The sequence below is a fragment of the Caballeronia sp. ATUFL_F1_KS4A genome, from assembly GCF_023630905.1.
Classification (GTDB): Bacteria; Pseudomonadota; Gammaproteobacteria; order Burkholderiales; family Burkholderiaceae; genus Caballeronia; species Caballeronia zhejiangensis.
Genome location: NZ_JALQEB010000029.1, coordinates 186,079 through 210,568, shown reverse-complemented (window position 1 = coordinate 210,568; position 24,490 = coordinate 186,079). Strand labels below are relative to the sequence as shown.

The window sequence follows — 24,490 nt, the reverse complement described above, 5'->3', positions numbered from 1 at the left end:
TTCACGCGGCGCGCAGAACCTTCGATGGCGTTCGGCCCACTTCCGCGAGCAACGCTTCATCGCGCGCGATCACGTCGGGAAGATGCGCGCGCAGGAATTCGACCCACGTACGCGTCTTCGCATCGACGAACTTGCGCGACGCATAGAGCGCATAGAGATTCGTGCGCTGCAGCGTGTGCTGCGGCAGCACGCGCACGAGCGAGCCATTGCGCAAGCCTTCGATCGCAGCATAGAGCGGCAACATGCCGATGCCCATGCCTTCGCGAATCGCGACGACGAGCGATTCCGCGATGTTCACCTGCACCGTTCCGCTGATCTGCATCGTCTCGCGGCCTTCCGGCCCTTCGAGCGTCCACTCGCGCGCGGGAAACGCGGGCGTCTGCAGCGTGAGGCAATCGTGTTGCGCGAGATCGGCGGGCACGTCGGGCGCGCCGCGCGAACGTATGTATTCCGGCGACGCGCACAGAATGCTGAAGGTCTCGCCCAGCTTGTGCGAAATCACTTCAGAATCCGACAGCGCGCCCGCCGACACCACCGCTACGTCGCTGCTGCCTTCGAAGAGATCGGGCATGCGCTGCGATAGCGTGAGTTCGACTTTCACATCGGGATAGAGCGCGCGATATCGCGCGATCGCAGGCAATATGTAATGTTGTCCGACGCTCGCGAAACTGGACATGCGCAACGTGCCCGTCGGATGCTCATACGCGCAGCTTGCTTCTTCTTCGGCGCCGTCGATATCGGCGAGAATCTGCCGCACGCGCTTCAGATAACGCTCGCCCGCCGATGTCAGCGCGAGACGCCGCGTGGAGCGGTTCATCAGGCGCGTGCGCAAATGGGCTTCGAGTTCGGATACGGCGCGCGACATCGCGCCGGTCGTCGAGTTCATCGACTGAGCCGCAGCCGTGAAGCTGCCGGCTTCGATCACGCGAGTGAAAACCCGCATGTTCTGTAGGGTGTCCATCAAACCGTCACATTCACTTCGGAAGCGCTATTGTCCGCCTTGGCGCGCGATCGATTGTTGTTGAATCAGGAAAGAATGTTCCCTGATTTGCACATTAATCCGCCCGGTCCGCTTGCCTACAATCGGCGCCTTCATGACGAGAGGACTATCGGCGGTCAGCATGTCGCTCCAGCAAGCACGCCTGTCGATGCGCGACTGGCTCGTCACCGATGGCCACGTCTGGCTGCATCTCGCAAAGACCTTGCTGGCCGCGTTCATCGCGATGAGCATCGCGATGCGGCTGGAATTGCCGCAGCCGCGCGTCGCGATGACGACCACCTTCGTCCTGATGCAGCCGTTCTCCGGCATGGTGCTCGCGAAGAGCGTCTATCGTTTCGCGGGCACGGCGCTCGGCATGATCGCCGCGCTCGCGCTCGGCGCCGTGTTCGTGCAACAGCCCGAGCTCCATGCGCTCGCGCTGACGATATGGGTCGCGGCGTGCACCGCGCTCGCCGTGCGTTACCGGCACTTTCGCTGGTATGGCTTCGTGCTCGCGGGCTATACGGCTGCGCTGATCGGCATTCCCGCCGTCACCGATCCGAACAGCCTGCTCATCGCAACGCTCACGCGCGGTGCGGAAGTGATGCTCGGCATCGTGTGTTCGAGCGTGGTGAGCGCGCTCGTGTTTCCGCGTCATGCGAGCGCGACGCTCACGCAGTCGCTCGATGCGCGCCGGATGCGTTTCGCCGCATTCGCCGCCGACGTATTGCGCGGACGTCTTTCGCGTATCGCGCGCGAACGCCGCTTCGCCGATTTCGTCGATGAGATCGTCGGCTTCGAAGCGACGCGTGGTTTCGCCACGTATGAGTCGCCCGCGATGCGTCAGGGCAACGGCAAGCTGGCGCAACTGAACAGCGCCTTCATGAACGCATGCGCGCGCCTGCATGCGCTCGATCAATCGATGAAGCGCCTGCGCGCGAGCGATGCACTCGCGCCCTTCTTCGAAGAGCTTGCGCAGAACTTCGAACGCGAAGCGCTGAAGGAACATCTGGAGCGCTACAAAGCGACGCTGCCGAAACGCCTGCGCGATGCACAACGCGCGCTCCCTCACACCGATCACGCGACGCAACTCGATTTCACGACATCGGCGGAGCTGCTGTATCGCTTCATCGCCGATACGATTCGCTATCTGTCGATTCCGAACCATCGCGCGGCGCCGCGATACGACGCGCGGACCAGCCGCTTCGTCGTCGTCGCGACCTTCATGCGTACAGGCATCGTGATCGCGGCGACGGCCTGGTTCTGGATCGTGACGGCGTGGCCGAGCGGAGGCTACGCCGTCATCGGCGCGACGCTCGCGTGCGCGTTGTCGTCGGCATTGGCGCGGCCTTCGAAATTCATCGCGCAGATGGCCGCGGGTGCGGCGCTCGCGATCGTCATCGGATATGCATATCTGTGTCGCGTGTATCCGGCGATCGACGGCCTGGCGCTCCTGTGCGCGATGCTCGCGCCGCCGCTCGCGGCAGGCGCTTTTCTCGCGATGCGTCCGTCGAGCGCGGGCTATGGCATCGGCTTCTGCGTGTTCTTCTGCCTGCTCGCCGCGCCCGACAATCGCATCGTCTACGATCCGGGCCTGTTGCTGAACAACGGCGTTGCCGTTCTCGTCGCGATGCTCGGCGCGGCCATCGCGTGCGCGGTCATCGTGCCGCCACGCACGCGTTGGCTCGTCGGCAAGACGCTCGCGCAATTGCGCGCGCAAGCGGCGCTCGCATGCGAAGGCAAGCTCGCGGGACTCGGCGAGCGCTTCCATTCGGGCACGCACGATCTGATGTCGCAATTGCGCGCCTTGCTCACGCGACGCTCGCGTGAACATCGGCATGCGCTTCTGTGGATGCTCGTCACGCTCGAAGTCGGACAAGCGATGATCGATCTTCGGCGCGACTCCCGCGCGCTGCATACGGCGTGCTTTCCCGATGCATTGCGCATCGCGTGGAGCACGTCGCTCGCGCGTGTGTTGCGCGATATCGCCGTGCTGTTCCGCACGCCGGATAGCCGGACGCTGCGTCGCGCGATAGCTTCGGTCGTCGCATCGATCGTGATCGCAGAAGACATGCTCGAACGCACGCGCGACGAACGCAACGCGCGGCGCGAGGTGCAGCGCGTGCTCGCGTGCCTGCACTTCGTCCGCACGGCGCTGGTGGATCCGGATGCGCCCTTCGACGCGCATCGCTGAACGCATCCTTCCTCGCCATGCAAAGCTGATTTCCTGGTCCGGCGATTAATCCACGGCGTCGCGCGTCTTATAGTCGAATCGATTTTTCGCCAGCGCGCTCTTTTGCCGCACTTTCATGGCGCGTGCGAACGCGCTCGCGTGCATCGATTTGGACAAAGCGCAATGTCGCACGGCATTGGAACAATGTCTTTCAACGTTGCGATTTCGACGGCAAACCGCGCTACCTATAATCGCCTTCGGTTAAACGAAGCTCTTGAAGATAGACGTCGATGTACGAAGATCGTATTCGCTGTGCCGCGTTGCGCGGAAAAATCACCTCGGCCGCCGAAGCGGCTCAACTCGTTCGCGACGGCATGATCGTCGGCGCAAGCGGCTTTACGCGCGCGGGTGACGCGAAAGCCGTGCCGCTCGAGATCGCGCGCCGCGCCCGCGAGGAAGACGAACCGTTGCGTATCACGCTCATGACGGGCGCATCGCTCGGTCATGACACGGACCGCATCCTGACCGAAGCCGGTGCGATTGCGCGACGCCTGCCGTTTCAGGTCGACACGACCTTGCGCCGCGCGATCAACCGCGGCGACGTAATGTTCGTCGATCAACACCTGTCGGAGACGGTCGAACTGCTGCGCGCGAATCGCCTCGGCAAGCTCGACCTCGCGATCGTCGAAGCAGCCGCGATCACCGAGAGCGGCGGCATCGTGCCGACGACCTCGGTCGGCAATACCGCGAGCTTCGCGATCCTCGCCGAACGCGTGATCGTCGAGATCAATCTGGCGCAGCCGCTCTCGCTCGAAGGCCTGCACGACATCTGGATTCCCGAGCGCCGTCCCGCGCGCGAAGCGCTGCCGATCGTGCGCCCGCATGACCGGATCGGCGCGGCCGCCATCGAGATTCCGATCGAGAAGATCGCCGCGATCGTCATCACCGACAAGCCGGACAGCGCATCCACCGTGTTGCCCGCCGACCAGGACACGGCGTTGATCGCCGGTCATCTCATCGAGTTCTTCCAGCATGAAGTCTCGCGCGGGCGTCTGCCGAAACAGTTGCCGCCGTTGCAGGCCGGCATCGGCACCATTGCGAACGCTGTGCTGTCGGGGTTCGCGGCGTCGCCGTTCGAAGCGCTGACGATCTATTCCGAAGTGCTGCAAGACTCGACCTTCGATCTGCTCGACTCAGGCAAGGCGACGTTCGCATCGGGCGCGTCGATCACGCTGTCCGCGCAACGGCAGGAGAAAGTGTTCAACGAGATCGAACGCTATCGCGACCGGCTCGTGCTGCGGCCGCAGGAAGTGAGCAATCATCCTGAAGTGATTCGGCGTCTCGGTCTCATCGCGATCAACACGGCGCTCGAAGCCGACATCTACGGCAACGTGAATTCGACGCACGTCGGCGGCACGCACATGATGAACGGCATCGGCGGCTCGGGCGACTTCGCGCGCAATGCGGCGTATGCGGTGTTTGCGACGAAATCGGTCGCGAAGGAAGGCCGTATCTCGAGCATCGTGCCGATGGTGCCCCATTGCGACCACAACGAGCACGATGTCGATATCGTCGTGACCGAACGCGGGCTCGCCAACCTCACCGGCCTCGCGCCACGCGAACGCGCGATGAGCGTGATCGAGCACTGCGCGCATCCGCTCTATCGCGATCTTTTGCGCGACTATTACCGCGATGCAGCAGCGCTCGGCGGACATACGCCGCATCGCCTCGATCAGGCGTTTTCGTTCCACACGCGCTTCGCAGCGAGCGGTTCGATGCTGCCTTGATGCACATTCGCGCGCGCGTTGCTGCGCCGCGAAAACGAATGCGGGGCGACAACGAAGCCGCTAAACGAAGATTAGGCGCACAATGGCGGGAGCCCGCTTGGGCTGGCGAACAGGAGGAGCATCATGACCGCCATCACCTGGGTTCTCGCCGCCGACGGCAGCCGTGCCCGGATCTTCGAAACGCAGGGATTGAAGCTGGATTTGCGGCAAGTCGAGGACCTCAGGAACCCCGCGCCGCGCGCGACCGAAACGGCAGAAATGGATCGTGAGAAGTTCGCGCGGGCCGTCGCGGATTATCTCGAACGGAGCCGCTTGCATCAACGATTCGACCGGCTGCGTCTCGCGGTCGAGCCAAAATTTTTGGGCCTCTTGCGTCAATATCTGAGCGTCGAAACGCTCAAGCTCGTCTACGAAGAAGCCGATAACGACGCGTCGAAGTTCGGCACGCGCGATATCGGCCGTCAACTGAATCGGCCCTGAACGACGCTTGCGGTGCGTCGTGTTTCATCGCGAAACACGACGCACCTGCCGTCACGCCGCCGGCGTGATGTTCTGATTGCTGCGGAACAGGTTATCCGGATCGTAGCGCCGCTTCACTTCGGCGAGCCGCTCGTAATTCGGACCATACGCCGCTCTCACACGGTCTCCTTCTTCTCCCGTCATGAAGTTCACGTAGACGCTGCCGATTGCATGCGGCGTCATCGCGGAGAACATGTCGCGCGCCCACTTCGTGCACTTCTCGTCGTCCGCGGCCTCGCTCCAGCGGCCGTGAATGTTGATCGTGTAGATCGAATCGCGATTCGCATAAGCGGTTGCATCGACCGGCACGCGATTCGTCTGCCCGCCCATCGCGCCGATGAAGACCTCGCACTGCGTCGACGGAAGCGACTTCACCGCATTCGTCAGGATGTCGAAGGTTGCGTCGTTCAGACTCGCGAAGTTGTGCGATTTCCAGTAGTTGCGCTCACCCGGCGTGAGCAGCGGATCGAATGCCTTCTGCCATGCTGCGAACGGCATCGCGCCGAGATGTTCGCCATAGGGCGTGCCGAAGCTGCGTACGGGCGCGAGCGCCCTTTCGCCGTTTTCGACCGGGCCGACATAGCAACTCGCCAGCACGACCACGGGCTTGCCGTGCGCGTCCTCGGGAAGAAACGGCAGCGGCGGCGCGAGACGCAGCACGGCCCACACGGTGAGCTCGTCGGGACATTGCGCGACGAACTCGCGATACTTCGGCAGAACCTCATTCGCCTGTTCGAGCGGAAAGACGACGAGGCCGCCGTATATCTGCGGACCGACTTCATGCAGCTGATATTCGAAGAGCGTCACGACGCCGAAGTTGCCGCCGCCGCCGCGCAATGCCCAGAAGAGATCGGGCTCGCTGTCCGCGCTCACGCGGCGCCAGGTGCCGTCGGCCGTGACGATCTCCGCTGCGACGAGATTGTCGACTGTCACGCCGAACTTGCGGCTGATCCAGCCGAAGCCGCCACCGAGCGTGAGACCGGCGACGCCCGTCGTCGAGTTGATGCCGAGCGGTGTCGCGAGGCCGAATGCCTGCGCTTCGTGATCGAAGTCGGAGAGCAGCGCGCCGGGCTCGACATGGGCGCGCTTCGCTTGCGGATCGATACGCACGGACTTCAGCGCGGAGAGATCGATCATCAAGGCGTCGTCGCTGACTGCGCTGCCCGCGATGTTGTGCGATCCGCCGCGAATCGAAACGAGTACGCCCTGCTCGCGCGCGAACGCTAGCGCGGCGATGACGTCAGCCGCGCCGGCGCAACGCACGATGAGCGCGGGGCGCCTGTCGATAGTCGCGTTCCAGACCTTGCGCGCTTCGTCGTAATCGGAATCCGACGGTGTGATGAGCCTGCCTCGCACCGACGCCTTGAGGGTGTCGATCGCTTCGCCTGAAATGTTGCTCATTGTGAGACCTCGCTGCTATATGAAGCGCCGCGACGTGTCCGACCCTGCCAGTTGGTACGCGAAAGCGCAAGGAACCCGCCATCGGATCGTGCGTGGCATGTCGATCGGATGCACGTCGGAGAAATCACGAGAACGGGGATGAATTGCAACAAGCGGACGCTTCGGCCCGCCTGTTGATTTAATGCCTTGATTTACGCGATGTAAAGTGCCCGAGCAGTTAAATCGTGCATGTGATCTAGCATGTATCGGACAAAGTTGCCGATGCGGCGAGCGAGTGGATACAGTGCTTCATGGCTTTGCTGTGTATTCCTTATTTAAGGATCATCTATTAAGGAAACGACGGTTTAATCGGCGAAAAAAAACGCGCCGATGATTCGGCGCGTTGTCGCTTCTCGCGTTATGTCCCGGTCAGTCCGTTCCGTATTTCGGCGAGCGTGGCCCATACAGCAGACCGTTCGATCCACCCGTTGCCAGCAAGCGCTGACTAGTGAGTCCCGCAACGGCCCATGACTTGTCGCTGGTGACATTCACGACATGCGTGACAGCAGCTTGCGCAAGCGCGCCAATGAGACCGGACCCGACGCTCACGTTCGTGCCGACCTCCTTGCCATTCGCCGTGGCCGAACCGCTCCAAAGCGTTTCGCCTGAGCGCAGATCGACGAGCTTCGCCGCGGCCGTGACCAGAGTCGTGCTCGCGACCACTTGATACGACGAGCCGTATGCGGTGATCTTCGTGTACAACGCTGCGTCCGCGCCGAAAATGCTGCGCAGCTTCGCCGCCGAGACGTCCTGAATGTCGTTTGCAGTCGTCAGACCGTTGTGCCTGAAGGTCTCTTCCATCTCGGCGACCGGCACGACGTAGTAACCGCCCTCGGCGAGCGGCATCGTCATCTGGGACAGCATGCCGTAGGTCGCGCCGACATCCTTCGAGTCGTTGACAGGCGGAAGAACGAGAATCGAACGCGGCTTGCTGTTGCGGAACGCCGTGTAGTCCGTCTGGCTCGGCGAGCGCGAAGCGCATGCGGTCATCGTCAAGAGGATCGACAGCACCGCGATGAGTTTGCGGGAAATATTGAAAGTCATGGTCGGTGCTTACTGAAGTTTGCTCAACAGAAAATCCATATACGTAGACGACTCGGGAAAGCGCTCCTTTTCCTCGGTCAATTGCTGACGAGCCTCGGCGCCCTTGCCCACGGTCGCGTACAACATGCCGAGATGCGCGCGAAAGCCCGGAGGCAATGTCTTGTCCTTTGCGAAGACCTTCTCGCGGGCCGCTTCGAGTGCGGCGATCTGGTCGGACGGACTCGTTTGTCCCTTGAAGTATTCGTAGACCTGCGGCTGATAGCCGTCCCATTGATAAAGCGACGTGGTCTGTGTTGCGCAACCCGTCAGCAGCGAGCACGCCACCGCGACCGGCAGCGCGAAGCCGGTCAGTTTGTGAATCTTGACGATCATGTTGTTGTTCGGATGAAAACGAGTGGAATTACTTTGCGGCCGGCAGGGCGCCGGCATCGACTTGTTCGGCCAGGTGATTGACCGCTTCGCTGATCGCAAGATCGAGCACCTTGCCATTGAGCGTGGAGTCATAGCTCGACGTTCCGCCGAAGCCGATCACTTCGCGGCTCGACAAACTGAATTCACCGGCGCCCTGGCTCGACGTCACGATCTCGGACGTGGCGATATCGACGATATTGAGGCTGACCTTCGCATAGGCCACCTGAGTCTTCCCGCGTCCGAGAATACCGAACAATTGCTGATCGCCGACATCCTTGCGGCCGAACTCCGTCACGTCGCCGGTGATGATGTAATTCGCGCCTCGAATCGACTGCGCCTTGTTCGCGAACCCGGCTTCCTGTTTCGTTTCGCCAAGGTTGTCGCGATCCAGCACGGTGAAGCGTCGGCTTTGCTGCAAGGCCGTGGCGAGGATGGTCTTCGCCTGACTGCCGAGGCGATCGACGCCATCCGAGAACACGCCACGCATGTAATTCGAGCGATTGTCGAACTTGCCGATGGCCACGGGCACGGGCTTGCCCGCGAACGGCTTCTGGGAACTCGCGACGGCGGGAACCGCAACCGAGTGCGACGCCTCGGTCGCGCAACCGCCAAATAAAACTGCAACGGACGCGACCGCAACCGCGATCGCCAGGCGTCCTTTGATAACGCTCATGAATTGCCTCCAAAACGTCGAATCTTGAAAACACCTGCCGTCAGACAGGTGCTTTCGAAAAATCGACAATTATTTGGCAATTCAAATCTTTCAAAAAGAAGGACAGTTCCTAAAAATGAGTGCCGAGGGGAACGCCTGAGACGATTTGTTGAGAATTGATAAAAGGCCGCCAATCCCCACGGTCCCTACGCTCTCTCCAGCACCGCCATCTCCCTGACGACCACCAGCAGCATCGACAAACTCGCGCCGCCGCTCGCCCGCAATTCGGCCAGCAAGCGCGTGTACCGATCCAGCGCGTCCTGCCGTTTCGCGCGCCAGCTCTCGACGATCACATCCGGCGCATCGATGCCGCGCGACTGTTCGAGCGCGCTCACCGTCAGCGCGCGCTTCAATCGCGCGAGCTCTTCCAGCGCCGCCGCGCGCGCGAGTAAGTCCCAGTGCGTCGTGATCGGCAGTGCCATCGCCCGTTCGGCGATGCCGCGATAATCGAGCAACGTGCCGATGCCGAAATACACGCTCGCCACCAGTTCCAGGCCGCGCCCGGAACACGCCGCCACTTCCGCGCTGTCGAGCACGGCGGTCGCGATCTCGCCGCTCGCGACGCGCGCCGCGAGACTGCTCTCGACGCCCGCATCCTCCAGATCGCGCCGCCGCGCGTACCACGCGTCGAGCTGCGTCGCGGGCAAGAGCGCCGGCAGTTGCGGCGCGAGTCGAAGCGCCGCCTCGCGGCAACGCGCGAGCAAACCCTTCGCCTCGTTCGAGCCCGATCCGTTGTGCTTCAGATGACGCAGGAACCACAGCGACGTATCGTCGAGCAGACGCACGACATCGACGAACATGCGCGCCTGCACTTCATCCGCGACGATGTTGTCGAGTCCGTCGATGCTGCGCCACAAATCGTCGAGATCGAAGACATCGCGCGACATCAGCGCCGCGCGCACGATATCGCTCGGGCGCGCATCGGTCTCTTCCATCAGCCGATGCACGAACGTACAGCCCACACGATTCACGAGCGCGTTCGTCAGATGCGTCGCGAGAATCTCGCGCTTCAGCGGATGGCGCTGCATCGTCTCGCTATAGCGCTGCTGCAAGGGCTTCGGGAAATACTCGGGCAGCATGTCCGCGACGAGCGCGTCTTCGGGCACGTCCGATTCGAGCAGTTCGTCGTAGAGCCACATCTTGCCGTACGCGAGCAGCACCGCGCGTTCTGGCGACGTCAGCCCCGACTTCGCCGCCGCGCGCTCGTTGATGTCGTCGTCGTTCGGCAGGAACTCGATGCGCCGTTTCAGGCGCCCGGCGCGTTCGAGGAAGCGCATCATGCGGGCTTCGGCGTCGAGCGTTTCGGCGACATGGCGCTTTGCGATCGACAGCGCCTGCGTCTGCGCATAGTTGTCCTTCAGCACGAGCAGGCCGACTTCATCGGTCATTTCGGCGAGCAGCGCGTTGCGTTGCTTCTCGGTCATCTCGCCATCCGCGACGACGAGGCCGAGCAGAATCTTGATGTTGACCTCGTGATCCGAACAGTCGACGCCCGCCGAGTTATCGATGGCATCCGTATTGATGCGGCCGCCCTTCTGCGCGAACTCGATGCGCCCCAGTTGCGTGAGCCCGAGATTGCCGCCTTCCGCGACGACCTTCACGCGCAGTTCCGCGCCGTTCACGCGCACGCCATCATTCGTTCGATCGCCGACTTGCTGATGCGTCTCCGCGCTCGACTTCACATACGTCCCGACGCCGCCGTTATAGAGCAGATCCGCCTCGGCCAGCAGGATCGCGCGGATCAGTTCGTTCGGCGCGAGCACCGATGCGCTGATGCCGAGCGCCGCCTGCACTTGCGGCGAGATCGGAATCGACTTCGCCGTGCGCGGATAGACACCGCCGCCCGTCGAGATCAATGCGGGATCGTAGTCGGCCCAGCTGGAGCGCGGCAGCGCGAAAAGACGCGCGCGCTCATCGAAGCTCGTGGCCGCATCGGGCGTCGGATCGAGAAACACATGCCGATGATCGAACGCCGCAATCAGCCTGATATGGCGCGACAGCAGCATGCCGTTGCCGAAGACGTCGCCGGACATGTCGCCAATGCCGACCACGGTGAAATCGGTCGTCTGCGTATCGAAGTTCATCTCGCGGAAATGCCGCTTCACCGATTCCCACGCACCGCGCGCCGTGATGCCCATCTTCTTGTGGTCGTAGCCGACCGACCCGCCGGACGCGAAGGCATCGTCGAGCCAGAAGCCGTATTCGTGCGCGATCGCGTTCGCGTAGTCGGAGAACGTGGCCGTGCCCTTGTCGGCGGCGACGACGAGATACGGATCGTCGGGATCGTGGCGCACGACATCGGGCGGCGGCACGATGCCATCGGGCGTGCGGTTGTCGGTCACGTCGAGCAGGCCGCGCAGGAACATCTGATAACACGCGACGCCTTCATTGAGAAACGCTTCCCGATCCGATACGGGCGGCGGATTCTTCACGACAAAGCCGCCTTTCGATCCGACCGGCACGATCACTGTGTTCTTCACCATCTGCGCTTTCATGAGGCCGAGCACTTCGGTGCGGAAATCCTCGCGCCGGTCCGACCAGCGCAGCCCGCCGCGCGCAACGCGTCCGCCGCGCAAATGCACGCCCTCGACGCGCGGCGCATAGACCCAGATTTCGAACATCGGCTTCGGCTCGGGCAAGCCCGGCACTTTCGACGGATCGAGCTTGAACGACACATACGGACGCGGCTGGCCTTGCGCATCGCGATGGAAATGATTGGTTCGCACCGTCGCCGTGATGACGCCCAGAAACTGACGCAGGATGCGGTCTTCGTCGAGATTCGGCACCTTGTCGAGCGCGGCTTCGATATCGGCGAGCACGCGTTCGGCGGCCTTGTCGCGATCTTCCGCCGAGCCGCCGCGCGCCGGATCGAAACGCACCATGAAGAGTTGCAGCAGCTTCTTCGCGATCAGCGGATTGCCGATCAGCGCGCGCTCGATATACGCATCGCTGAAGGTCGAGCCAACCTGCCGCAGATATTTCGCATAGGCGCGCATGATCGTCACGTCGCGCGCGCCGAACTCCGCGCGCAGAACGAGACGGTTGTAGTCGTCGTTCTCGATCTCGCCCGACCACACGCTCGCGAACGCGTTTTCGAAGAGCGGCTTCACGCGGTCGATATCGAACTCCACGTCGTCCTGCAACTCCAGCCCGAAATCGTGGATCCACGCATTTGGCGCGCCGGTCGGCTCGATCAGATACGGCCGCTCTTCATCGACACGCACGCCGAGATGCTCCAGCATCGGCAGGCTGTGCGACAGCGCGATCGGATCGCCGACGCGATACACCTTGAAGCGAAACGCGCGGCGTCCGGCTTCGATCGGCCGGTACAGGCTCATCGACAAGCCGCCGGGCCGCGTATGCGTCGCCTCGATCAATTCGATGTCGCGCACCGCCGTGCGCGCCGGATAGTCCTCGCGATAACCCGCCGGGAACGAATCGGCATAACGCTGCAGGAGCCGGTTGCCCGCTTCCTCGCCGTGACTGTCGATGAGCGCATCGGCGAGATCGTCCTGCCAGCGGCGCGCGACCTGCACGACGCGCGCTTCGAGTTCGCGGGTATCGACTTCGGGCATCGCGCCTCTGTCCGCACGCACGACGATATGAATGCGCGCGAGCGGCGATTCGGACAGGAGCGGCGTGAACTCGATGCTCTTGCCGTTGAACGCTTCCATCAACACACGGCTGATGCGGCGGCGCAAGTCGGTGTTGAACTTGTCGCGCGGCACGAAGACGAGGCATGACACGAAGCGGTCGAAGCGGTCGCGCCGCACGAAAAGCCGCGTGCGCTGATGTTCCTGCAAACGCAGCACGCCGATGGCGATATCGAAGAGCACGTCTTCATCGGCCTGGAACAGTTCGTCGCGCGGATATTGTTCGAGCACCGTGATAAGCGACTTCGCCAGATGCCCCTTCGCGAGAAAGCCCGCGCGCCGCACGATGTTCGCGCATTTGCGGCGCACGATCGGGATCTCGGACGTGGGCACGAGATACGCCGTCGACGTATAGAGACCGAGGAAGCGCCGTTCGCCGATCACCTTGCCATCCGGCGACGTGCGCTTCACGCCGACATAGTCGAGATAGCCCGGCCGATGCACCGTCGCGCGCGAATTCGCCTTCGTCAGAAAGATCGGCGCCGCGCCTTCGATGATCGCGGCCGCGCCCGGCGGCAGCGGCGTCACGTCCCCGTCGGACGGCGCGCGCAAGGTTTCGCGCAAAATGCCGAGGCCCGAGCCGGCCACGCCGCGCAGCGCGAAGCCGCCTTCATGCTCGACGAGTTCGTAATCGCGGCAGCCGAGGAACGTGAAGTGATCGGCGACCATCCATTCGAGGAACGCGCGGGACTCGATGCCGTCGGGCGTCGTATCGCGCGCCTTCAGATCGTCTATCGCTACACGCGCGGCCTCGGTGACTTTCGGCCAGTCTTCGACCGCCGCGCGCACGTCGCCGAGCACGCGCGCGATGTTCTCGCGCACTTCGTCGAGACGCTCGCCGTCGCCGCAGCGATTGACTTCGAAATGGATGAACGATTCGAGCTCGGAGTTGCCGTCGCCCGCTTCGGCATGACCCTGACCGATGCGCTCGATCTCGCCCGTATGCGCGCCCTTGCTCGCGCGCCAGACGCGAAACACCGGATGAATCGCCGAATGCAGCGCGAGCCCCAGGCGGTTGAGTTCCATCGTCACCGAATCGACGAGAAACGGCATGTCGTCGTTGACGATCTCGACGACCGTGTGATCCGAATGCCAGCCGTGCTGCTCCAGATTCGGGTTGTAGACGCGCAGCACCTCGCGCCCCGGCACGAACTTCTGCGCGGTCTGCCAGTGCGCCATCGCGGCGCCGTAGAGATCGGCGACATCGCGGCTCGCGATATCCTCGACATCGACCTGCTCGTAGTAATAGCGAAGCAGCGGCTCGATGACCTTGAAGCTTGGCTCCGGCAATCGCCCTCTCGCGAACTCGAGAAGATCGTTGATGAGATGTTCGACCCGCGCTTCGTTCTTGACCAGCATGGTGTCCTCCCGAGGCTTTCGGTTGCGGTGCGATTGCGGCTCGCGCTTCGAATCAAGGAGATTATGCGCCGCCCCGGCGCATCGCTCGCGGGTCGGGCATGTGCGGTTGCACAAAGACGGTGCGCGCATTCCGGCTACGTTAGCCGCATCGCATGACCTTTGCGCGACATCGGCTTTCGACTATTGTCGATAGCTCAAGAGCGGCTCACGGAGGCATCGCCATGCAGGATTTCACTGAAGAGACAGCGCAGCAGACGGTCGTCACGGTGCGTCCGAAAGAGCAACTCGCGACGGTTCAGCATCTGCCGTATTTCATCGGGCTGTCGGCGAAGACGGCGGGCACGCGCGGACTCGCGATGCATATCGTCGTCGTGCCGCCGGGCGGACGCGGCGAGCCGCACATCCACGTTGGCTACGAGACCGGCATCTACATACTCGAAGGACGCATCGAGACGCGCTATGGGCCGGGACTGGCGGAATCGGTCATCAACGAGCCGGGCGACTTCGTATTCATTCCGCCGGGCGTGCCGCATCAGCCGGTCAATCTGAGCGCGACGCAAGCAGCGCGCGCCGTGATCGCCCGCAACGACGCCAACGAGGCGGATCGCGTCGTGCCTTACGATCCGTGGGAGCCGTCCGCGCCCTAGTAGCCGGGCGCGCCCATGCCCGGCAGATCGACGTAACCGCTGTCGGCGAAGCGCGCGCCGCCGAACGCGCCGCCCGCGAGTTTGCCGCGCACCGCATACGACACCTTGCTGACGGTGTCGCCGCTCGCAAAGCCGAACGCCTGGCGCGCCATCGAGAATGCCGATACCGTCACCGGCACGGACAGCACCGTTTCGCCGAAACGCGGCACCGTTCCGCGCTGATCGCTGACGCCGCTCGCGAATGCGCGGCCGTTGAGATCGAGATCGAGCGCGACGCCATCGAAGTCGATCGGCGCGTCGTTCGGGTTCTGAATGCGCAGCTTCACGGCGAAACGCATCTCCAGCCCTTGCCCTTCGAGCGGCTCGATGCCCGCGACGCTCACGCGCATCGCGTCGCGATTGAAGAAGCCCGCGCAGCCGCCGAGCGCGAGCATCGCGAGAAAGGCGGCAAGGAAGAAAGCGAAGCGATTGCGCATGGGATTCGGTTGCATGAGAACGTGACTCCTCGCGATGTCGTGCTAGATATGTAGTGCGTTCAGCAGCATGCGGCCATAGACATGATGAAACCAGACATCGTCGACGACGAAAAGCGCTGCAGCCCACGCAGCCGCGACGATGATCAGATCGCAATGGCCGCTCGTCCATAGATTGAGCGAATGGCGCGCGGCGATCCAAGGCACGCCGAGCGGGTTCGGCCAGTCCGCGAAGAGATGCATGAGCCCGCCGCACGCGAAGCCGAACGCGACGGGCGCCGCCGGATGCCGGCCGAGAAAGTGATACGAAAGCGCGAGCAGCGCAACCCAGCCGATGCCCCAGTGCGTGAGCGTGCGATGCGTGATCCAGAGCTTGCGCGCGCGCGTCCACCACGCGACTTCGAGCCAGTCCGGCGCGGTCGCCCCGGCGACGCCCGCGAGCAGCGCGAAAACGCCCGCGAGCATGTTCGCGCCGCCCGCCGTGGCCGGATGCGTCACGATCGCCGCCGCGATGATGCCTGCCGCCCATCCCGTCGCATGATGAGCCTTGCTCGATGCCATGAAGAAACCGCCTTTGTCGCCCTTGCCCGAAGAGGGCGCATGTTCGCACGGTCGCTGGGGTCGAAACCGGCCTGAAACATAAACTTACGCAATTGCGTGCGTCGAAACACGCTTGTGCGAACGGCGTCGGCGAGGCCGCGCGGCGTTGACTAAAATGATTGCTGAATCGCTGCGCAAATCACGCTGCGGACGCTGCCCGATGCGTCCCACGCCCGCCTGCGCACGCAGGCATTTTTATCGAATTTGGCCGTCATGCAACACCTGAAATACCTGAGCGCCTACCCGAACGTGCTGCAGGACAAGGTTCGCCGACTGATCGCCCAGCAACAACTGGGTTCGTATCTCGACGCGCGCTATCCGAACAGGCACGCCGTACAGTCCGATCGCGCGCTCTATGAATATTGCTCAGATCTGAAGCAGGAATTCCTGCGCGTCGCGCCTGCAATCGACAAAGTCTTCTACGACAGCAAGCTCGACGTGCTGCGTCACGCGCTCGGCCTGCACACCGCCATCTCGCGCGTGCAGGGCGCGAAGCTCAAGGCGAAGAAGGAAATCCGCATTGCGTCGCTTTTCAGGGACACCGCGCCCGAGTTTCTTCGGATGATCGTCGTGCATGAACTCGCGCATCTGAAGGAAAGCGATCACAACAAGGCCTTCTATCGCCTGTGCGAGTTGATGCAGCCCGGCTACCATCAGATCGAATTCGACTTGCGGCTGTATCTCACGCATCGGGATTTGCTCCGCACGAAAGTGGCGTGAGCGTCGCTGCGGCGCATCAATAGGACCAGGCTAGCGCGGCAGCGTATCCGTCGGGCGCGGTGAGCGAAATAGCGTCGAACGCGCCCGCGCCGCGCGTCACCGCATAGCGAACGTCCCTGCGCGGAAGAACTGAAAAGCCGTGCATCGCGACATCCGTGCTGCCGATGCCATCGCCGTGCGCCTTCAGCACCGCCTCTTTCGCCGTCCAGCAGTCGAAGAACGCGCGGTTTCGGGCGGCATCGTCGGGCAAGGCTTCGATTTCGCGCCGGTCGATATCCCCGAGCACCGCGGGCGCGAGATCGCGCCAATCGAACGTCGCGCGCGCTTCCTCGATATCGGCGCCCACGCGCCTTTCTCGCGACATCGCGATCAAGCCATAGCCGCCCGAATGCGACACGTTGAAATCCGGCGCGTTCCGGCGAACGAGAAACGGCCTGCCGCGATCGACGGCATCGAACGCGAGACGCGCGGGATCGTCGCCCGTTTCGGCCGCGAGCAGATGTCGCAGCGCGCAACGCACCGCGCCGAAACGCGCGCCATCCGCGTGACGCAGAAAACGCGCGGCGCGCGCGCGTTCATCCGCGTTCATCACGGCGTAGGCGGCGCTGTCGAGCGGCATCGAAAAATCGATATGAAGCAGCCACACGCGCACGTCGCCGGGCGCGTGATCGGGAAGCGGCATCGGGCGGACATCGAAGGGAATCGTTGCTTCGGTCATTTGGGAGCGTACTGCGCCTCGCCGTTGCCGAAGGACCAGTTCTCCTTCTTCACCTCGACGAGGCTGATGAAAACATCCTCGCGCCGCAGCTTGAGACGTTCGTGCAAGCCATCGGCGACCGCCTTGTAGAACGCGCTCTTTTTCGCGAGGTCGCGGCCTTCGTTGAGCGTGACCTGGATCACGACGCAATCGTCCGTGCGGCTGATGCCGAGATACGTGCGATCGACGATGAAGTCCGTCGCGCCGTGCTCCGCGACGATCTGAAACCGATCGTTCTCGGGCACGTCGAGTGTCGAGCGCATCGCGTCGTACACGACATCGCCGATAGTCGTGCGATACGCGCTGTCCTTGCCTTTCTGCAGATCGATGCGAACGAGCGGCATGGGTTTCTCCTGTTGGTTAGTTTCAGCGATGATCCGGATGCAGCAGCAATTCCGGCACGCCCGCGCGGTCGACATACACGACGGCGTTCTGCGCGAATTGCGTCATCAGCGTATCGGCGGTGTCGCGGGTCGCGCCGAGCGCGAAGAGGCTCGCTTCGGCCACCCAGACATGCTGCGGATCAATGCCCGCGCCCGGCAGCGCCTGCAATCCCATCTGTCCGACGCGTTCGATCAGCGTCCGCTGGCGCAGCGCATTTTCTTGCGGCGTGAGCACATGACCGAACGGATTGAACGCCGTGACGAACACCGCGCTTGCGACGCCATGCTTTTCGAGCAAGGCAACGACATCGCGATTCCCGACGCCGATCTTCATGTCGATGTCCGGCTGCGCTTCGATCCGATAGATCGCCGCGCGATACGCATCGAGCGTCGCGGCGGGCAATGCGCGCGTAAGCACGATCGGCTGGCCATGCGGCGTGGCGCGCGCGGCCTCGTCCCATTCGTCGCGCCGCTGCGCAAGCATCGCGTCGCTCACGCATCCCTTTTCGGCAGTGAGGCGTTCGAGCGCGCTGAGCCAATGCGCGTAATACGTGTCGCCGTGATCGGGATCGCCCGCCGCCTGCGCGTCCTCGATCGCGATGCTCAACGCGTGCGCCCACTCCTTCCAGGAGAACACGCCGCGCTCGTGCAACGCGAGCGTCATCGCGAACGCCTGCGCTTCCCACGGCGCGCGAAACACGGGACCGTCGCCGTCGAAAGGCAGTTCGGGCAACGCGGCGCGCAGTTCTTTCAGCTTCGATTCAGCGTCGGTCGAGGTCATTCGAGATACGGCTCCCAGCAATCGACACACACCGACGACGCGGTCGTATCCGCGCCCCACAAGTCTTTCGCCTCGAAACGCACGGTGTAGAGCCATTGCGGATGCTCGCCGTGACCGAGCGCGTTTTCATCGGGAAAGACGTGCGTGCCGCGCACCGCGACGACGCGCCCGAGCTTGCCGCGGCAATAGCGCGGCAGACGCGTGTGCGTCGGCGGATTCATCAGTTTCGTGCGGACTTCATCACCGATGGAAAAGCGCGCCGCCGACGTAGCCGGACGATCGACCGGCGCACCGCGCAACAGCGCGGCGCTTACGTCCTCCGCTTTCAGCACGCGCACGTTCGGCTTCGCGGCGGATTGCGAACGGCCGCTCGCGATCTCATCGGCGCTCGCGAGTCCCTTCGCCGTCAAGAGTTTCTTCAAGCCTTCGAACCAGATTTCGTAATAGCTGCTGCCGAGATACTGCGCGGGCGGCAGGCTTTCGCGCGCGGCACGGGACGTGTCGATGTTCCATTGGCCCGTCGCGCCCATCGCGAGCGTGACGGCCAGCACGCGGCGCTCCCATTCCGCGTGAAACGGCGATGCGCCCGGCGCGTCGCAGGCATCGATTTCGATGGGGCCGAACGCCTGCATGCCGCCCATGTCGTGCGCCGCGTTCATGCCGATGCTCCCGTTGCCTGCGACGGCGCGAGCGCGACGCCCGTGCCGATCATCGAATCGCGTGTGACGAGATCGGCGAGCGCGTCTTCGTCGAGATGATCGGTGTCGGCGGGACGCATCGGCACGACGAGATAGCGCACTTCGGCGGTGGAATCCCATACGCGCAACTCGACCTGTTCCGGCAATTCGACGCCGAAATCCCGCAGCACGCCGCGCGGATCGATCACCGCACGCGAGCGATACGGCGCCGACTTGTACCAGACCGGCGGCAGCCCGAGCACCGACCACGGGTAGCACGAGCACAGCGTGCAGACGACCATGTTATGTACGTCCTCCGTGTTCTCGAGCGCGACCATGTGCTCGCCTTGCCGGCCGGTGAAACCGAGCGAGGCGATGGCGGCGGTGGCATCGTCTAAAAGCCATGTGCGAAACGCGGGATCGCTCCACGCCTTCGCGACGACGCGCGCGCCATTGCGCGGCCCGACCTTGTGCTCGTAGGTTTCGATGAAGACGTCTAGCGCTCGCGGATCGATATATCCTTTTTCGACCAGCAGCGATTCGAGCGCGCGCACGCGCAGGTCCATCTCCGGCAATTCACTGCCGGCGTGATCGTGATCGTGGTCGTGGTCGTGATGGTGCGGATGATCGTGGCTCATGAGCGGGCTCGCGCGTGGCACAGACGTCACACGTTACCGGAGTGTGCGCGCGCGCGCAAACCTCGTCACCGTGACGCGGCGCGCCGCCTATACTGGATTCAGCGTCTCATGCGAGGAGGATGCCATGACACGCAAGTACATCGATTGCCGCGAGTGCCCGAGCGACGTGAAATGCAGCGTCGTCCTGTCTGCCGACAGCGAGGACGAGTTGATGGAAGCGGCCGTGCAGCATGCCGTCGCCGTCCATCAGCACACGGATTCGCCCGAACTGCGCTCGCAACTGAAGACCTTCTTCCACGACGGCACGCCGCCGGCCTGACCGGTCTTTGGCGTTCTCAGCCGAGCTCGAAGGTCGTTACACCGAAGACACGCGCGAGCGGCACGTCCGGGGCCGCACGCGTGTACATGCGCGCCGTTTCGAAGACGCTCGTCATGTCGTGTTCGACCGCCAGCGCCACCGCCGCAGGATTGATTTCGGGCACGTCGAGGAACACGGTCTCGCCGGGCAGCACGGAAACGAGCCCACGATACAGCGCGCGCGCCGTGCTCAGATCGTCGGCGAAGAGCGGACCGATCTTGTGGCCCGCGCCGCAACGCCGGATCACGGCGAGGCCGCTCACCGCGTCGCCATCGAGCGCGGCGAGTGCGCGCGCGTGCGCCTGCGGTTGCGACAGCCACGCTCGCAGGAACGCGGTGCGCTCGCACGCGAACACGCGGGTGTCGTAATCGAGAAGCCGCGCGAAGGGGATGTTCAGCGCATCGGTGATCGTGGCTCCATCGGCAGGATCTTCATCCGCCGATGCGATGCCTTCATAGCGCACGTTGCGATACGCCAGCACGAAGCCGGATTTCCGATAGTTGGGCTGCTGCGCGAGCACGCCGTCGAGCCCGATAGTGCGCGCGCCGAGATACGCCATGCCTTCGTTCCACAAGCGCATGCCGAAGCCCTTGCCGCGCCATTCCGGAACCACGATATAGAGGCCGATGAAACCGAACGCATCGCCGTATGCGACTGCCGAGATGCAGCCGACCGGCGCGCCGTCCCACGTGCCGACGAAAAATCCGTGCGGATCGGCGGCGAAGAACGAGCGGGCGTCGTCGAGACCGGGATTCCATCCTTCGGTCGCGGCCCATTCGAGCGCGACGTCGACATCGCGCGGCGTCATGCGGCGTATTGCGAAACGGGGATTGTCGGGTGTCGCGTGCGAGGGACAGGGAACGGACGGCATGGGACGCGCCTTGTCGGAATGCGGATGCGTTCAGTGTCGCGCGTTTCCGGTGCAGGCGAAAGATGCAGCGAGGCGTGGGTGCAACGAGGGGAAAAAAGAACGGTGGGACGATAACGGGGGCGAGCGTGTGCCGCCCCGATCAGGAATACCCTTGACGCCGCTCGCTGCGGCTGAAACTCTGGCGCGAGCGCCAGTCTTCCGAGCGCAGGACGTGTTCGCCGTCCTCGCGTGCCTCTTCCTCGGATCCGAAGCCTTCGTCGCTATACGCGACGACCTTCATTCCGCCTCCCGCCGCTCGCTCGACGGTGATGCCCCAATGCCACCCTCCTTCCTGATGGAAGACGTGCAGCGTCGGTTGCGACGATGTGGTCAGTTCCATATGTGCGGCTCCCTCAGGCTGACGACCGTAATGCTTACCGGCCCGCCCGATGAAACGCTCTGTGCTTGCCGGCGTTTGATTGTTCGTGTCGATGCTCGAATGCGTGCGGCGGCGGCCTGTGCCACCTGCCAGGAACAGCATACGCAATGGGATGCTGCGTTGCAACACGAGATTTCCCCTATGCGTCGCGCGAAACGCACGTCCGTTACATGAGCTAACGGGAAATTCGTGACGGTTACATGAATGAAGCATGGAAGGCGGCGACGACGGTGTTCGCCATCGTCGTGCCTGCTGCATTTCTATTCGCCGTCCCAGTAGTGCAGCGAATCGCTTGCGCGAAACACGGCGCGCAAGCCCTTCACGCCCGGCTCGTCGGCGACGAGCACGGCCTGGCGGCCCGTATCCGGATACTCGACCACTTCGGGCGATTGCATCGTGCTGACCGCAAGGTAGCGCAACGGTTGCGCGCCCGTGTTGACGATCTGATGCGCCGTCGATGCATCGCCCGGCGGGCAGGCGATGACGTCGCCCGCGCGAATCGCATGCGTCTCCTGGCCGATGCGGACTTCGCCCTCGCCTTCCACCACGAAGAACATCTCCTCGTTCACGCGATGATGATGAAACGGAAACGCGCGCTTGCCCGCTTCGAGCACGATGAGGCTATAGCCGAGCTTCCTCGCGCCGAGCATGCCGCCGATACGCGCAATGCGCGGCGCGTAACGTTCGGCGGCGGCGCCCGTCGGCGCGAATTCCGGCGGCAGCGGTTGCGGTTCGAGCGCATCGAGATTGATGATGGGCGGTTTCATATTGACCTTGAAACAAATGGGTGTCATGCACTCGTCACGGAAACGTCACGCGTGCGCTTGCGCTCGTCGAGCCACGCGGCGATGGCTGCGCACGTCCAGTTGGCATCGTCGTGAGGCAGATCGTGGCCCGCCCACGGATGCACCGCGTGCGAGGCACGCCATTGCGCCGCGATGCGCAGCGAGCATATCGGATCGACGAGCCGGTCCGCCGCCGACGATAGCAGCAATACGGGACATGGCGGTACATCGACGCGCGCGCGAAAGCGCGCCGCCGCCGCGAGTTGACGCAGCGCGTTCGCCGCGCTCGCGCCACGCGTGCGCCGAAGATGCGCCCAGTGCGCGATATCCGCGTCACGCGTGTCGATACGATTGCACGTCAGCGCGTGGATGAGCGTTTCGCATCGCTCGGGCAGCGTCCACGTCATTGCGATTCGCGCGAGCATCGGCCACGCATTGGGACGCAGGCGTTCGGACACGCCCGCGAACGGGCGCATGCTGGTGTTGATCAGCACGAGCCGCTCGATCTCGCCGGGATGATGTTCGGCCCACGCAGTGGCGACCATCGCGCCGAGCGACATCGCAAGCACGCGGCACGGCATGCGTATGTTCAGCGCGGCGGCGCGCTCGCGAACGAACGCCATCATCCTGACGACGGAAAGCGGCGCCCCATGCGCGCGTTCGACGCCATTGCCCGGCAGATCGATGCATATCGCGCGCTCGCCCGCGCCTGCGAGCCCATGCGCGGCGAGCGCCGCATCGAACGCGCCCCAGTGACGCGCTTCACGCGTGAGGCCGCGCAGAAGGATCCACTGGCTCATCGCAGGGCCGTGCGTTGCCAGTGCTCGCGCGCGCGCCGCAGCACGTCCTCGCGGAATTCGCCGCCAGGCAGCCAGCGACGCGACGAGAACGCCGCGCGCGTGAGGAAATCGAAGAAGTTCGGATGACGCCGCAGCACGCGCCTCGTCCGGTGCGCCTTGATCGGATTGAAGATGCCGAGGCGCGAGAAAAGCTGCATCGGATTCTTTCGAATCCAGCGCCACGAGCCGAGTTCGAGCGTCATCGGAAGGAAGATGTTGGGTGCGCGCGAGCGGTCATACGCGAAATCCCACAGATCGCCGTGCAGCAGGTATTGATGACTCTGCGGCTCGAACGCGTAGCCATGATGCGGATACGACTCCTCGAACATCGTCTTCAGCAGAAACATTTCCGGCAGATGCGCCATTTGCCGCTCGGTGCGCGCGTAGGGAAACCAGATGCTGTCGTCCCAGCCGAAGCCCGAATGACAATCGAGCGCGAAGCTCAACGGCCGCGACATCAACTGTTCCTCGACAACGGAAAGCAGCGCCGCGCTCTCCACTTCCATGCGGCCATCGGCCGGGCCGCGATACCACGGCAGCCACGGCCCGATGCGCTGTCCGCCCGCGAGAAACGGCACGCGTCCTTCGGCGCTTTGCGGCGCGTTGCGCATCAGATCGACGCCATTCGGATTCGCGCGGGTGCGCGCGAACATGCCGCCGGGATTGACGATCGGCATGAAGATGAGCCGCACCGCGCGCAGTTGATGATGCAGCGTGTCGTCCCATTCGAGCCGTCGCAACAGCGCGCGCATGTATTCGAGGACGAGTTGCGTGCCGATGCATTCGAGCCCATGCACGCCGCCGAAAAAGCCGATGGCGGGCGCTTGCGGATCGTCCGAGCCGATCGCCGCGGTCAGGATCGGAAACATATGCTCGCGTGCGCGCACTTCGCCGATCGTGTGCCACGCGAAGCGCGCGCCGCCCGCGACGCGAATCGCTTTCAGTTCGTCCATCTCCGGAAAACTGCTGCTGATGGCAACGCTCGACGTGCTCATGACTGGGCCTGTTTGTCGTGTATTCGTTGGCTCAGGCTATGGTTCTATGAATCGCCGGAACGCCCCGCCCGAAGAAATCGAGTATAGGGCGGTTCGTCAGCACACGACATATGAAACGCGACGCGCCGAACGCGAACAACGTGTTCTGCGCGTTTTCGTTCCGTCACCTAGAATGAAATCGCCGTGCTACGCGGTGTGAGGTATTCGTCATGACATCCATTTCCCGCATCATCCTCGGCGCGCTCGCTTTGTGCTGCGCCGCGTCCGCGCTCGCGCAACCGCCGGCGCAAACCACCGATCCGAACGCGCCGAAAACGCGCGACCAGGTCCGGCAGGAATTTCTGCTGTGGCGCTCGGTCGGCTACGATCCGAACGACTGGCTGGACTACCCGGACAACGCGATGCGCGCGAGCCGCATCATCGCGCAACGGCAGGCTCGCGGCGAAACCCGCGTGCAGTAAGCGCGCATTC

25 protein-coding genes are annotated in these 24,490 nt (G+C 63.7%); 7 read left to right on the top strand and 18 right to left on the bottom strand.

Annotated elements, in window-relative coordinates:
- Position 1: 1 nt before the first annotated feature.
- Positions 2–961 (bottom strand): LysR family transcriptional regulator, encoded by a 960-nt coding sequence (locus tag NCS03_RS16205; RefSeq protein WP_033537142.1) that lies wholly within the window; start codon positions 959–961, stop codon positions 2–4.
- A 133-nt stretch (positions 962–1,094) separates the two neighbouring features.
- Between NCS03_RS16205 and NCS03_RS16200 the strand changes: the two genes are divergently transcribed.
- The 3 genes from NCS03_RS16200 (at position 1,095) to NCS03_RS16190 (ending at position 5,419) form a co-directional block, all read left to right on the top strand.
- The gene (locus NCS03_RS16200) at positions 1,095–3,173 is read left to right on the top strand and encodes an FUSC family protein (RefSeq protein ID WP_250529392.1); all 2,079 of its coding nucleotides are present in this window, start codon (positions 1,095–1,097) and stop codon (positions 3,171–3,173) included.
- 269 nt (positions 3,174–3,442) lie between these two features.
- Entirely contained in the window at positions 3,443–4,939 is a 1,497-nt protein-coding gene (gene scpC, locus NCS03_RS16195; RefSeq protein WP_250529391.1) for a succinyl-CoA:acetate CoA-transferase ScpC, read from the top strand.
- Positions 4,940–5,062: 123 nt separating this feature from the next.
- Positions 5,063–5,419, top strand: coding sequence for a host attachment protein (locus tag NCS03_RS16190; RefSeq protein WP_250435640.1), 357 nt, complete (start codon positions 5,063–5,065; stop codon positions 5,417–5,419).
- A gap of 51 nt (positions 5,420–5,470) precedes the next feature.
- On the opposite strand, the gene NCS03_RS16185 is transcribed toward NCS03_RS16190, so the two are convergent.
- The 5 genes from NCS03_RS16185 to NCS03_RS16165 all read right to left on the bottom strand — a co-directional run bounded on the left by NCS03_RS16185 (position 5,471) and on the right by NCS03_RS16165 (position 14,077).
- Complete coding sequence (locus tag NCS03_RS16185) at positions 5,471–6,859, bottom strand: FAD-binding oxidoreductase (protein WP_250529390.1); 1,389 nt, start codon at positions 6,857–6,859, stop codon at positions 5,471–5,473.
- 408 nt (positions 6,860–7,267) lie between these two features.
- Positions 7,268–7,942 (bottom strand): DUF799 domain-containing protein, encoded by a 675-nt coding sequence (locus tag NCS03_RS16180; RefSeq protein WP_250529389.1) that lies wholly within the window; start codon positions 7,940–7,942, stop codon positions 7,268–7,270.
- Between the two features lie 9 nt (positions 7,943–7,951).
- Positions 7,952–8,314 carry a DUF4810 domain-containing protein gene (locus NCS03_RS16175; RefSeq protein WP_008353656.1) on the bottom strand — a complete coding sequence of 121 codons (363 nt, stop codon included), beginning with the start codon at positions 8,312–8,314 and terminating at the stop codon, positions 7,952–7,954.
- A gap of 28 nt (positions 8,315–8,342) precedes the next feature.
- Positions 8,343–9,026 (bottom strand): CsgG/HfaB family protein, encoded by a 684-nt coding sequence (locus NCS03_RS16170; protein ID WP_175979191.1) that lies wholly within the window; start codon positions 9,024–9,026, stop codon positions 8,343–8,345.
- Positions 9,027–9,211: 185 nt separating this feature from the next.
- Complete coding sequence (locus tag NCS03_RS16165) at positions 9,212–14,077, bottom strand: NAD-glutamate dehydrogenase (protein WP_250521591.1); 4,866 nt, start codon at positions 14,075–14,077, stop codon at positions 9,212–9,214.
- Positions 14,078–14,298: 221 nt separating this feature from the next.
- Here NCS03_RS16165 and NCS03_RS16160 point away from each other — a divergent pair, with 221 nt between their 5' ends.
- Positions 14,299–14,724 carry a cupin domain-containing protein gene (locus tag NCS03_RS16160; protein WP_008353659.1) on the top strand — a complete coding sequence of 142 codons (426 nt, stop codon included), beginning with the start codon at positions 14,299–14,301 and terminating at the stop codon, positions 14,722–14,724.
- Here the strand turns inward: NCS03_RS16160 and NCS03_RS16155 are convergent.
- A complete protein-coding gene (locus NCS03_RS16155; RefSeq protein ID WP_175979188.1) occupies positions 14,721–15,215 on the bottom strand; it encodes an LEA/WHy family protein in 495 nt (164 codons plus the stop codon). The two genes, NCS03_RS16160 and NCS03_RS16155, sit on opposite strands and share 4 nt — an antisense overlap.
- A 27-nt stretch (positions 15,216–15,242) precedes the next feature.
- Complete coding sequence (locus NCS03_RS16150) at positions 15,243–15,758, bottom strand: metal-dependent hydrolase (protein ID WP_008353661.1); 516 nt, start codon at positions 15,756–15,758, stop codon at positions 15,243–15,245.
- A 252-nt stretch (positions 15,759–16,010) separates the two neighbouring features.
- Between NCS03_RS16150 and NCS03_RS16145 the strand changes: the two genes are divergently transcribed.
- Positions 16,011–16,517, top strand: a complete 507-nt coding sequence (locus NCS03_RS16145) for a M48 metallopeptidase family protein (protein ID WP_008353662.1) — start codon at positions 16,011–16,013, stop codon at positions 16,515–16,517.
- A gap of 16 nt (positions 16,518–16,533) precedes the next feature.
- Here NCS03_RS16145 and NCS03_RS16140 read toward each other — a convergent pair whose 3' ends face one another.
- From NCS03_RS16140 to nthA, 5 genes are read right to left on the bottom strand one after another with little or no spacing between them, the layout of a single operon-like run.
- A complete protein-coding gene (locus NCS03_RS16140; protein WP_250460247.1) occupies positions 16,534–17,235 on the bottom strand; it encodes a 4'-phosphopantetheinyl transferase family protein in 702 nt (233 codons plus the stop codon).
- Positions 17,232–17,618 (bottom strand): tautomerase family protein, encoded by a 387-nt coding sequence (locus NCS03_RS16135; RefSeq protein ID WP_008353665.1) that lies wholly within the window; start codon positions 17,616–17,618, stop codon positions 17,232–17,234. The genes NCS03_RS16140 and NCS03_RS16135 overlap by 4 nt, the downstream gene beginning before the upstream one ends.
- 22 nt (positions 17,619–17,640) lie before the next feature.
- Positions 17,641–18,438, bottom strand: a complete 798-nt coding sequence (locus tag NCS03_RS16130) for a nitrile hydratase accessory protein (RefSeq protein ID WP_250529388.1) — start codon at positions 18,436–18,438, stop codon at positions 17,641–17,643.
- A complete protein-coding gene (gene nthB / locus NCS03_RS16125) occupies positions 18,435–19,097 on the bottom strand; it encodes a nitrile hydratase subunit beta (RefSeq protein WP_175979185.1) in 663 nt (220 codons plus the stop codon). Before nthB ends, NCS03_RS16130 begins: the two co-directional genes overlap by 4 nt.
- Entirely contained in the window at positions 19,094–19,753 is a 660-nt protein-coding gene (gene nthA / locus NCS03_RS16120) for a nitrile hydratase subunit alpha (protein WP_008353668.1), read from the bottom strand. The genes nthB and nthA overlap by 4 nt, the downstream gene beginning before the upstream one ends.
- A gap of 124 nt (positions 19,754–19,877) precedes the next feature.
- On the opposite strand from nthA, the gene NCS03_RS16115 reads away from it, so the two are divergent.
- Entirely contained in the window at positions 19,878–20,072 is a 195-nt protein-coding gene (locus tag NCS03_RS16115) for a DUF1059 domain-containing protein (RefSeq protein ID WP_008353669.1), read from the top strand.
- Positions 20,073–20,088: 16 nt separating this feature from the next.
- Here the strand turns inward: NCS03_RS16115 and NCS03_RS16110 are convergent, their stop codons facing one another.
- From NCS03_RS16110 to NCS03_RS16090, 5 genes are all read right to left on the bottom strand, one after another.
- Positions 20,089–20,982, bottom strand: a complete 894-nt coding sequence (locus NCS03_RS16110; protein ID WP_051079073.1) for a GNAT family N-acetyltransferase — start codon at positions 20,980–20,982, stop codon at positions 20,089–20,091.
- A gap of 139 nt (positions 20,983–21,121) precedes the next feature.
- A complete protein-coding gene (locus NCS03_RS16105) occupies positions 21,122–21,361 on the bottom strand; it encodes a hypothetical protein (RefSeq protein WP_008353671.1) in 240 nt (79 codons plus the stop codon).
- Between the two features lie 299 nt (positions 21,362–21,660).
- Positions 21,661–22,167, bottom strand: coding sequence for a cupin domain-containing protein (locus tag NCS03_RS16100; protein ID WP_033537144.1), 507 nt, complete (start codon positions 22,165–22,167; stop codon positions 21,661–21,663).
- 23 nt (positions 22,168–22,190) lie between these two features.
- Positions 22,191–22,985, bottom strand: coding sequence for an alpha/beta fold hydrolase (locus NCS03_RS16095; RefSeq protein WP_250529387.1), 795 nt, complete (start codon positions 22,983–22,985; stop codon positions 22,191–22,193).
- Positions 22,982–24,019 carry a M14 family zinc carboxypeptidase gene (locus tag NCS03_RS16090; RefSeq protein WP_250529386.1) on the bottom strand — a complete coding sequence of 346 codons (1,038 nt, stop codon included), beginning with the start codon at positions 24,017–24,019 and terminating at the stop codon, positions 22,982–22,984. Before NCS03_RS16090 ends, NCS03_RS16095 begins: the two co-directional genes overlap by 4 nt.
- 209 nt (positions 24,020–24,228) lie before the next feature.
- Here NCS03_RS16090 and NCS03_RS16085 point away from each other — a divergent pair, with 209 nt between their 5' ends.
- Complete coding sequence (locus tag NCS03_RS16085) at positions 24,229–24,480, top strand: DUF4148 domain-containing protein (protein ID WP_033537146.1); 252 nt, start codon at positions 24,229–24,231, stop codon at positions 24,478–24,480.
- Positions 24,481–24,490 lie beyond the last annotated feature (10 nt).

Coding starts and splice junctions, on each gene's coding strand:
- scpC (WP_250529391.1), top strand. CDS start 3,443: ATGTACGAAGATCGTATTCGCTGTGCCGCGTTGCGCGGAAAAATCACC.
- NCS03_RS16150 (WP_008353661.1), bottom strand. CDS start 15,758: ATGGCATCGAGCAAGGCTCATCATGCGACGGGATGGGCGGCAGGCATC.
- NCS03_RS16095 (WP_250529387.1), bottom strand. CDS start 22,985: ATGAGCCAGTGGATCCTTCTGCGCGGCCTCACGCGTGAAGCGCGTCAC.
- NCS03_RS16100 (WP_033537144.1), bottom strand. CDS start 22,167: ATGAAACCGCCCATCATCAATCTCGATGCGCTCGAACCGCAACCGCTG.
- NCS03_RS16205 (WP_033537142.1), bottom strand. CDS start 961: ATGGACACCCTACAGAACATGCGGGTTTTCACTCGCGTGATCGAAGCC.
- NCS03_RS16135 (WP_008353665.1), bottom strand. CDS start 17,618: ATGCCGCTCGTTCGCATCGATCTGCAGAAAGGCAAGGACAGCGCGTAT.
- NCS03_RS16185 (WP_250529390.1), bottom strand. CDS start 6,859: ATGAGCAACATTTCAGGCGAAGCGATCGACACCCTCAAGGCGTCGGTG.
- NCS03_RS16110 (WP_051079073.1), bottom strand. CDS start 20,982: ATGCCGTCCGTTCCCTGTCCCTCGCACGCGACACCCGACAATCCCCGT.
- NCS03_RS16115 (WP_008353669.1), top strand. CDS start 19,878: ATGACACGCAAGTACATCGATTGCCGCGAGTGCCCGAGCGACGTGAAA.
- NCS03_RS16190 (WP_250435640.1), top strand. CDS start 5,063: ATGACCGCCATCACCTGGGTTCTCGCCGCCGACGGCAGCCGTGCCCGG.
- NCS03_RS16105 (WP_008353671.1), bottom strand. CDS start 21,361: ATGGAACTGACCACATCGTCGCAACCGACGCTGCACGTCTTCCATCAG.
- NCS03_RS16165 (WP_250521591.1), bottom strand. CDS start 14,077: ATGCTGGTCAAGAACGAAGCGCGGGTCGAACATCTCATCAACGATCTT.
- NCS03_RS16130 (WP_250529388.1), bottom strand. CDS start 18,438: ATGACCTCGACCGACGCTGAATCGAAGCTGAAAGAACTGCGCGCCGCG.
- NCS03_RS16085 (WP_033537146.1), top strand. CDS start 24,229: ATGACATCCATTTCCCGCATCATCCTCGGCGCGCTCGCTTTGTGCTGC.
- NCS03_RS16170 (WP_175979191.1), bottom strand. CDS start 9,026: ATGAGCGTTATCAAAGGACGCCTGGCGATCGCGGTTGCGGTCGCGTCC.
- NCS03_RS16140 (WP_250460247.1), bottom strand. CDS start 17,235: ATGACCGAAGCAACGATTCCCTTCGATGTCCGCCCGATGCCGCTTCCC.
- NCS03_RS16175 (WP_008353656.1), bottom strand. CDS start 8,314: ATGATCGTCAAGATTCACAAACTGACCGGCTTCGCGCTGCCGGTCGCG.
- NCS03_RS16145 (WP_008353662.1), top strand. CDS start 16,011: ATGCAACACCTGAAATACCTGAGCGCCTACCCGAACGTGCTGCAGGAC.
- nthB (WP_175979185.1), bottom strand. CDS start 19,097: ATGAACGCGGCGCACGACATGGGCGGCATGCAGGCGTTCGGCCCCATC.
- NCS03_RS16160 (WP_008353659.1), top strand. CDS start 14,299: ATGCAGGATTTCACTGAAGAGACAGCGCAGCAGACGGTCGTCACGGTG.
- NCS03_RS16155 (WP_175979188.1), bottom strand. CDS start 15,215: ATGCAACCGAATCCCATGCGCAATCGCTTCGCTTTCTTCCTTGCCGCC.
- nthA (WP_008353668.1), bottom strand. CDS start 19,753: ATGAGCCACGATCATCCGCACCATCACGACCACGACCACGATCACGAT.
- NCS03_RS16180 (WP_250529389.1), bottom strand. CDS start 7,942: ATGACTTTCAATATTTCCCGCAAACTCATCGCGGTGCTGTCGATCCTC.
- NCS03_RS16200 (WP_250529392.1), top strand. CDS start 1,095: ATGACGAGAGGACTATCGGCGGTCAGCATGTCGCTCCAGCAAGCACGC.
- NCS03_RS16090 (WP_250529386.1), bottom strand. CDS start 24,019: ATGAGCACGTCGAGCGTTGCCATCAGCAGCAGTTTTCCGGAGATGGAC.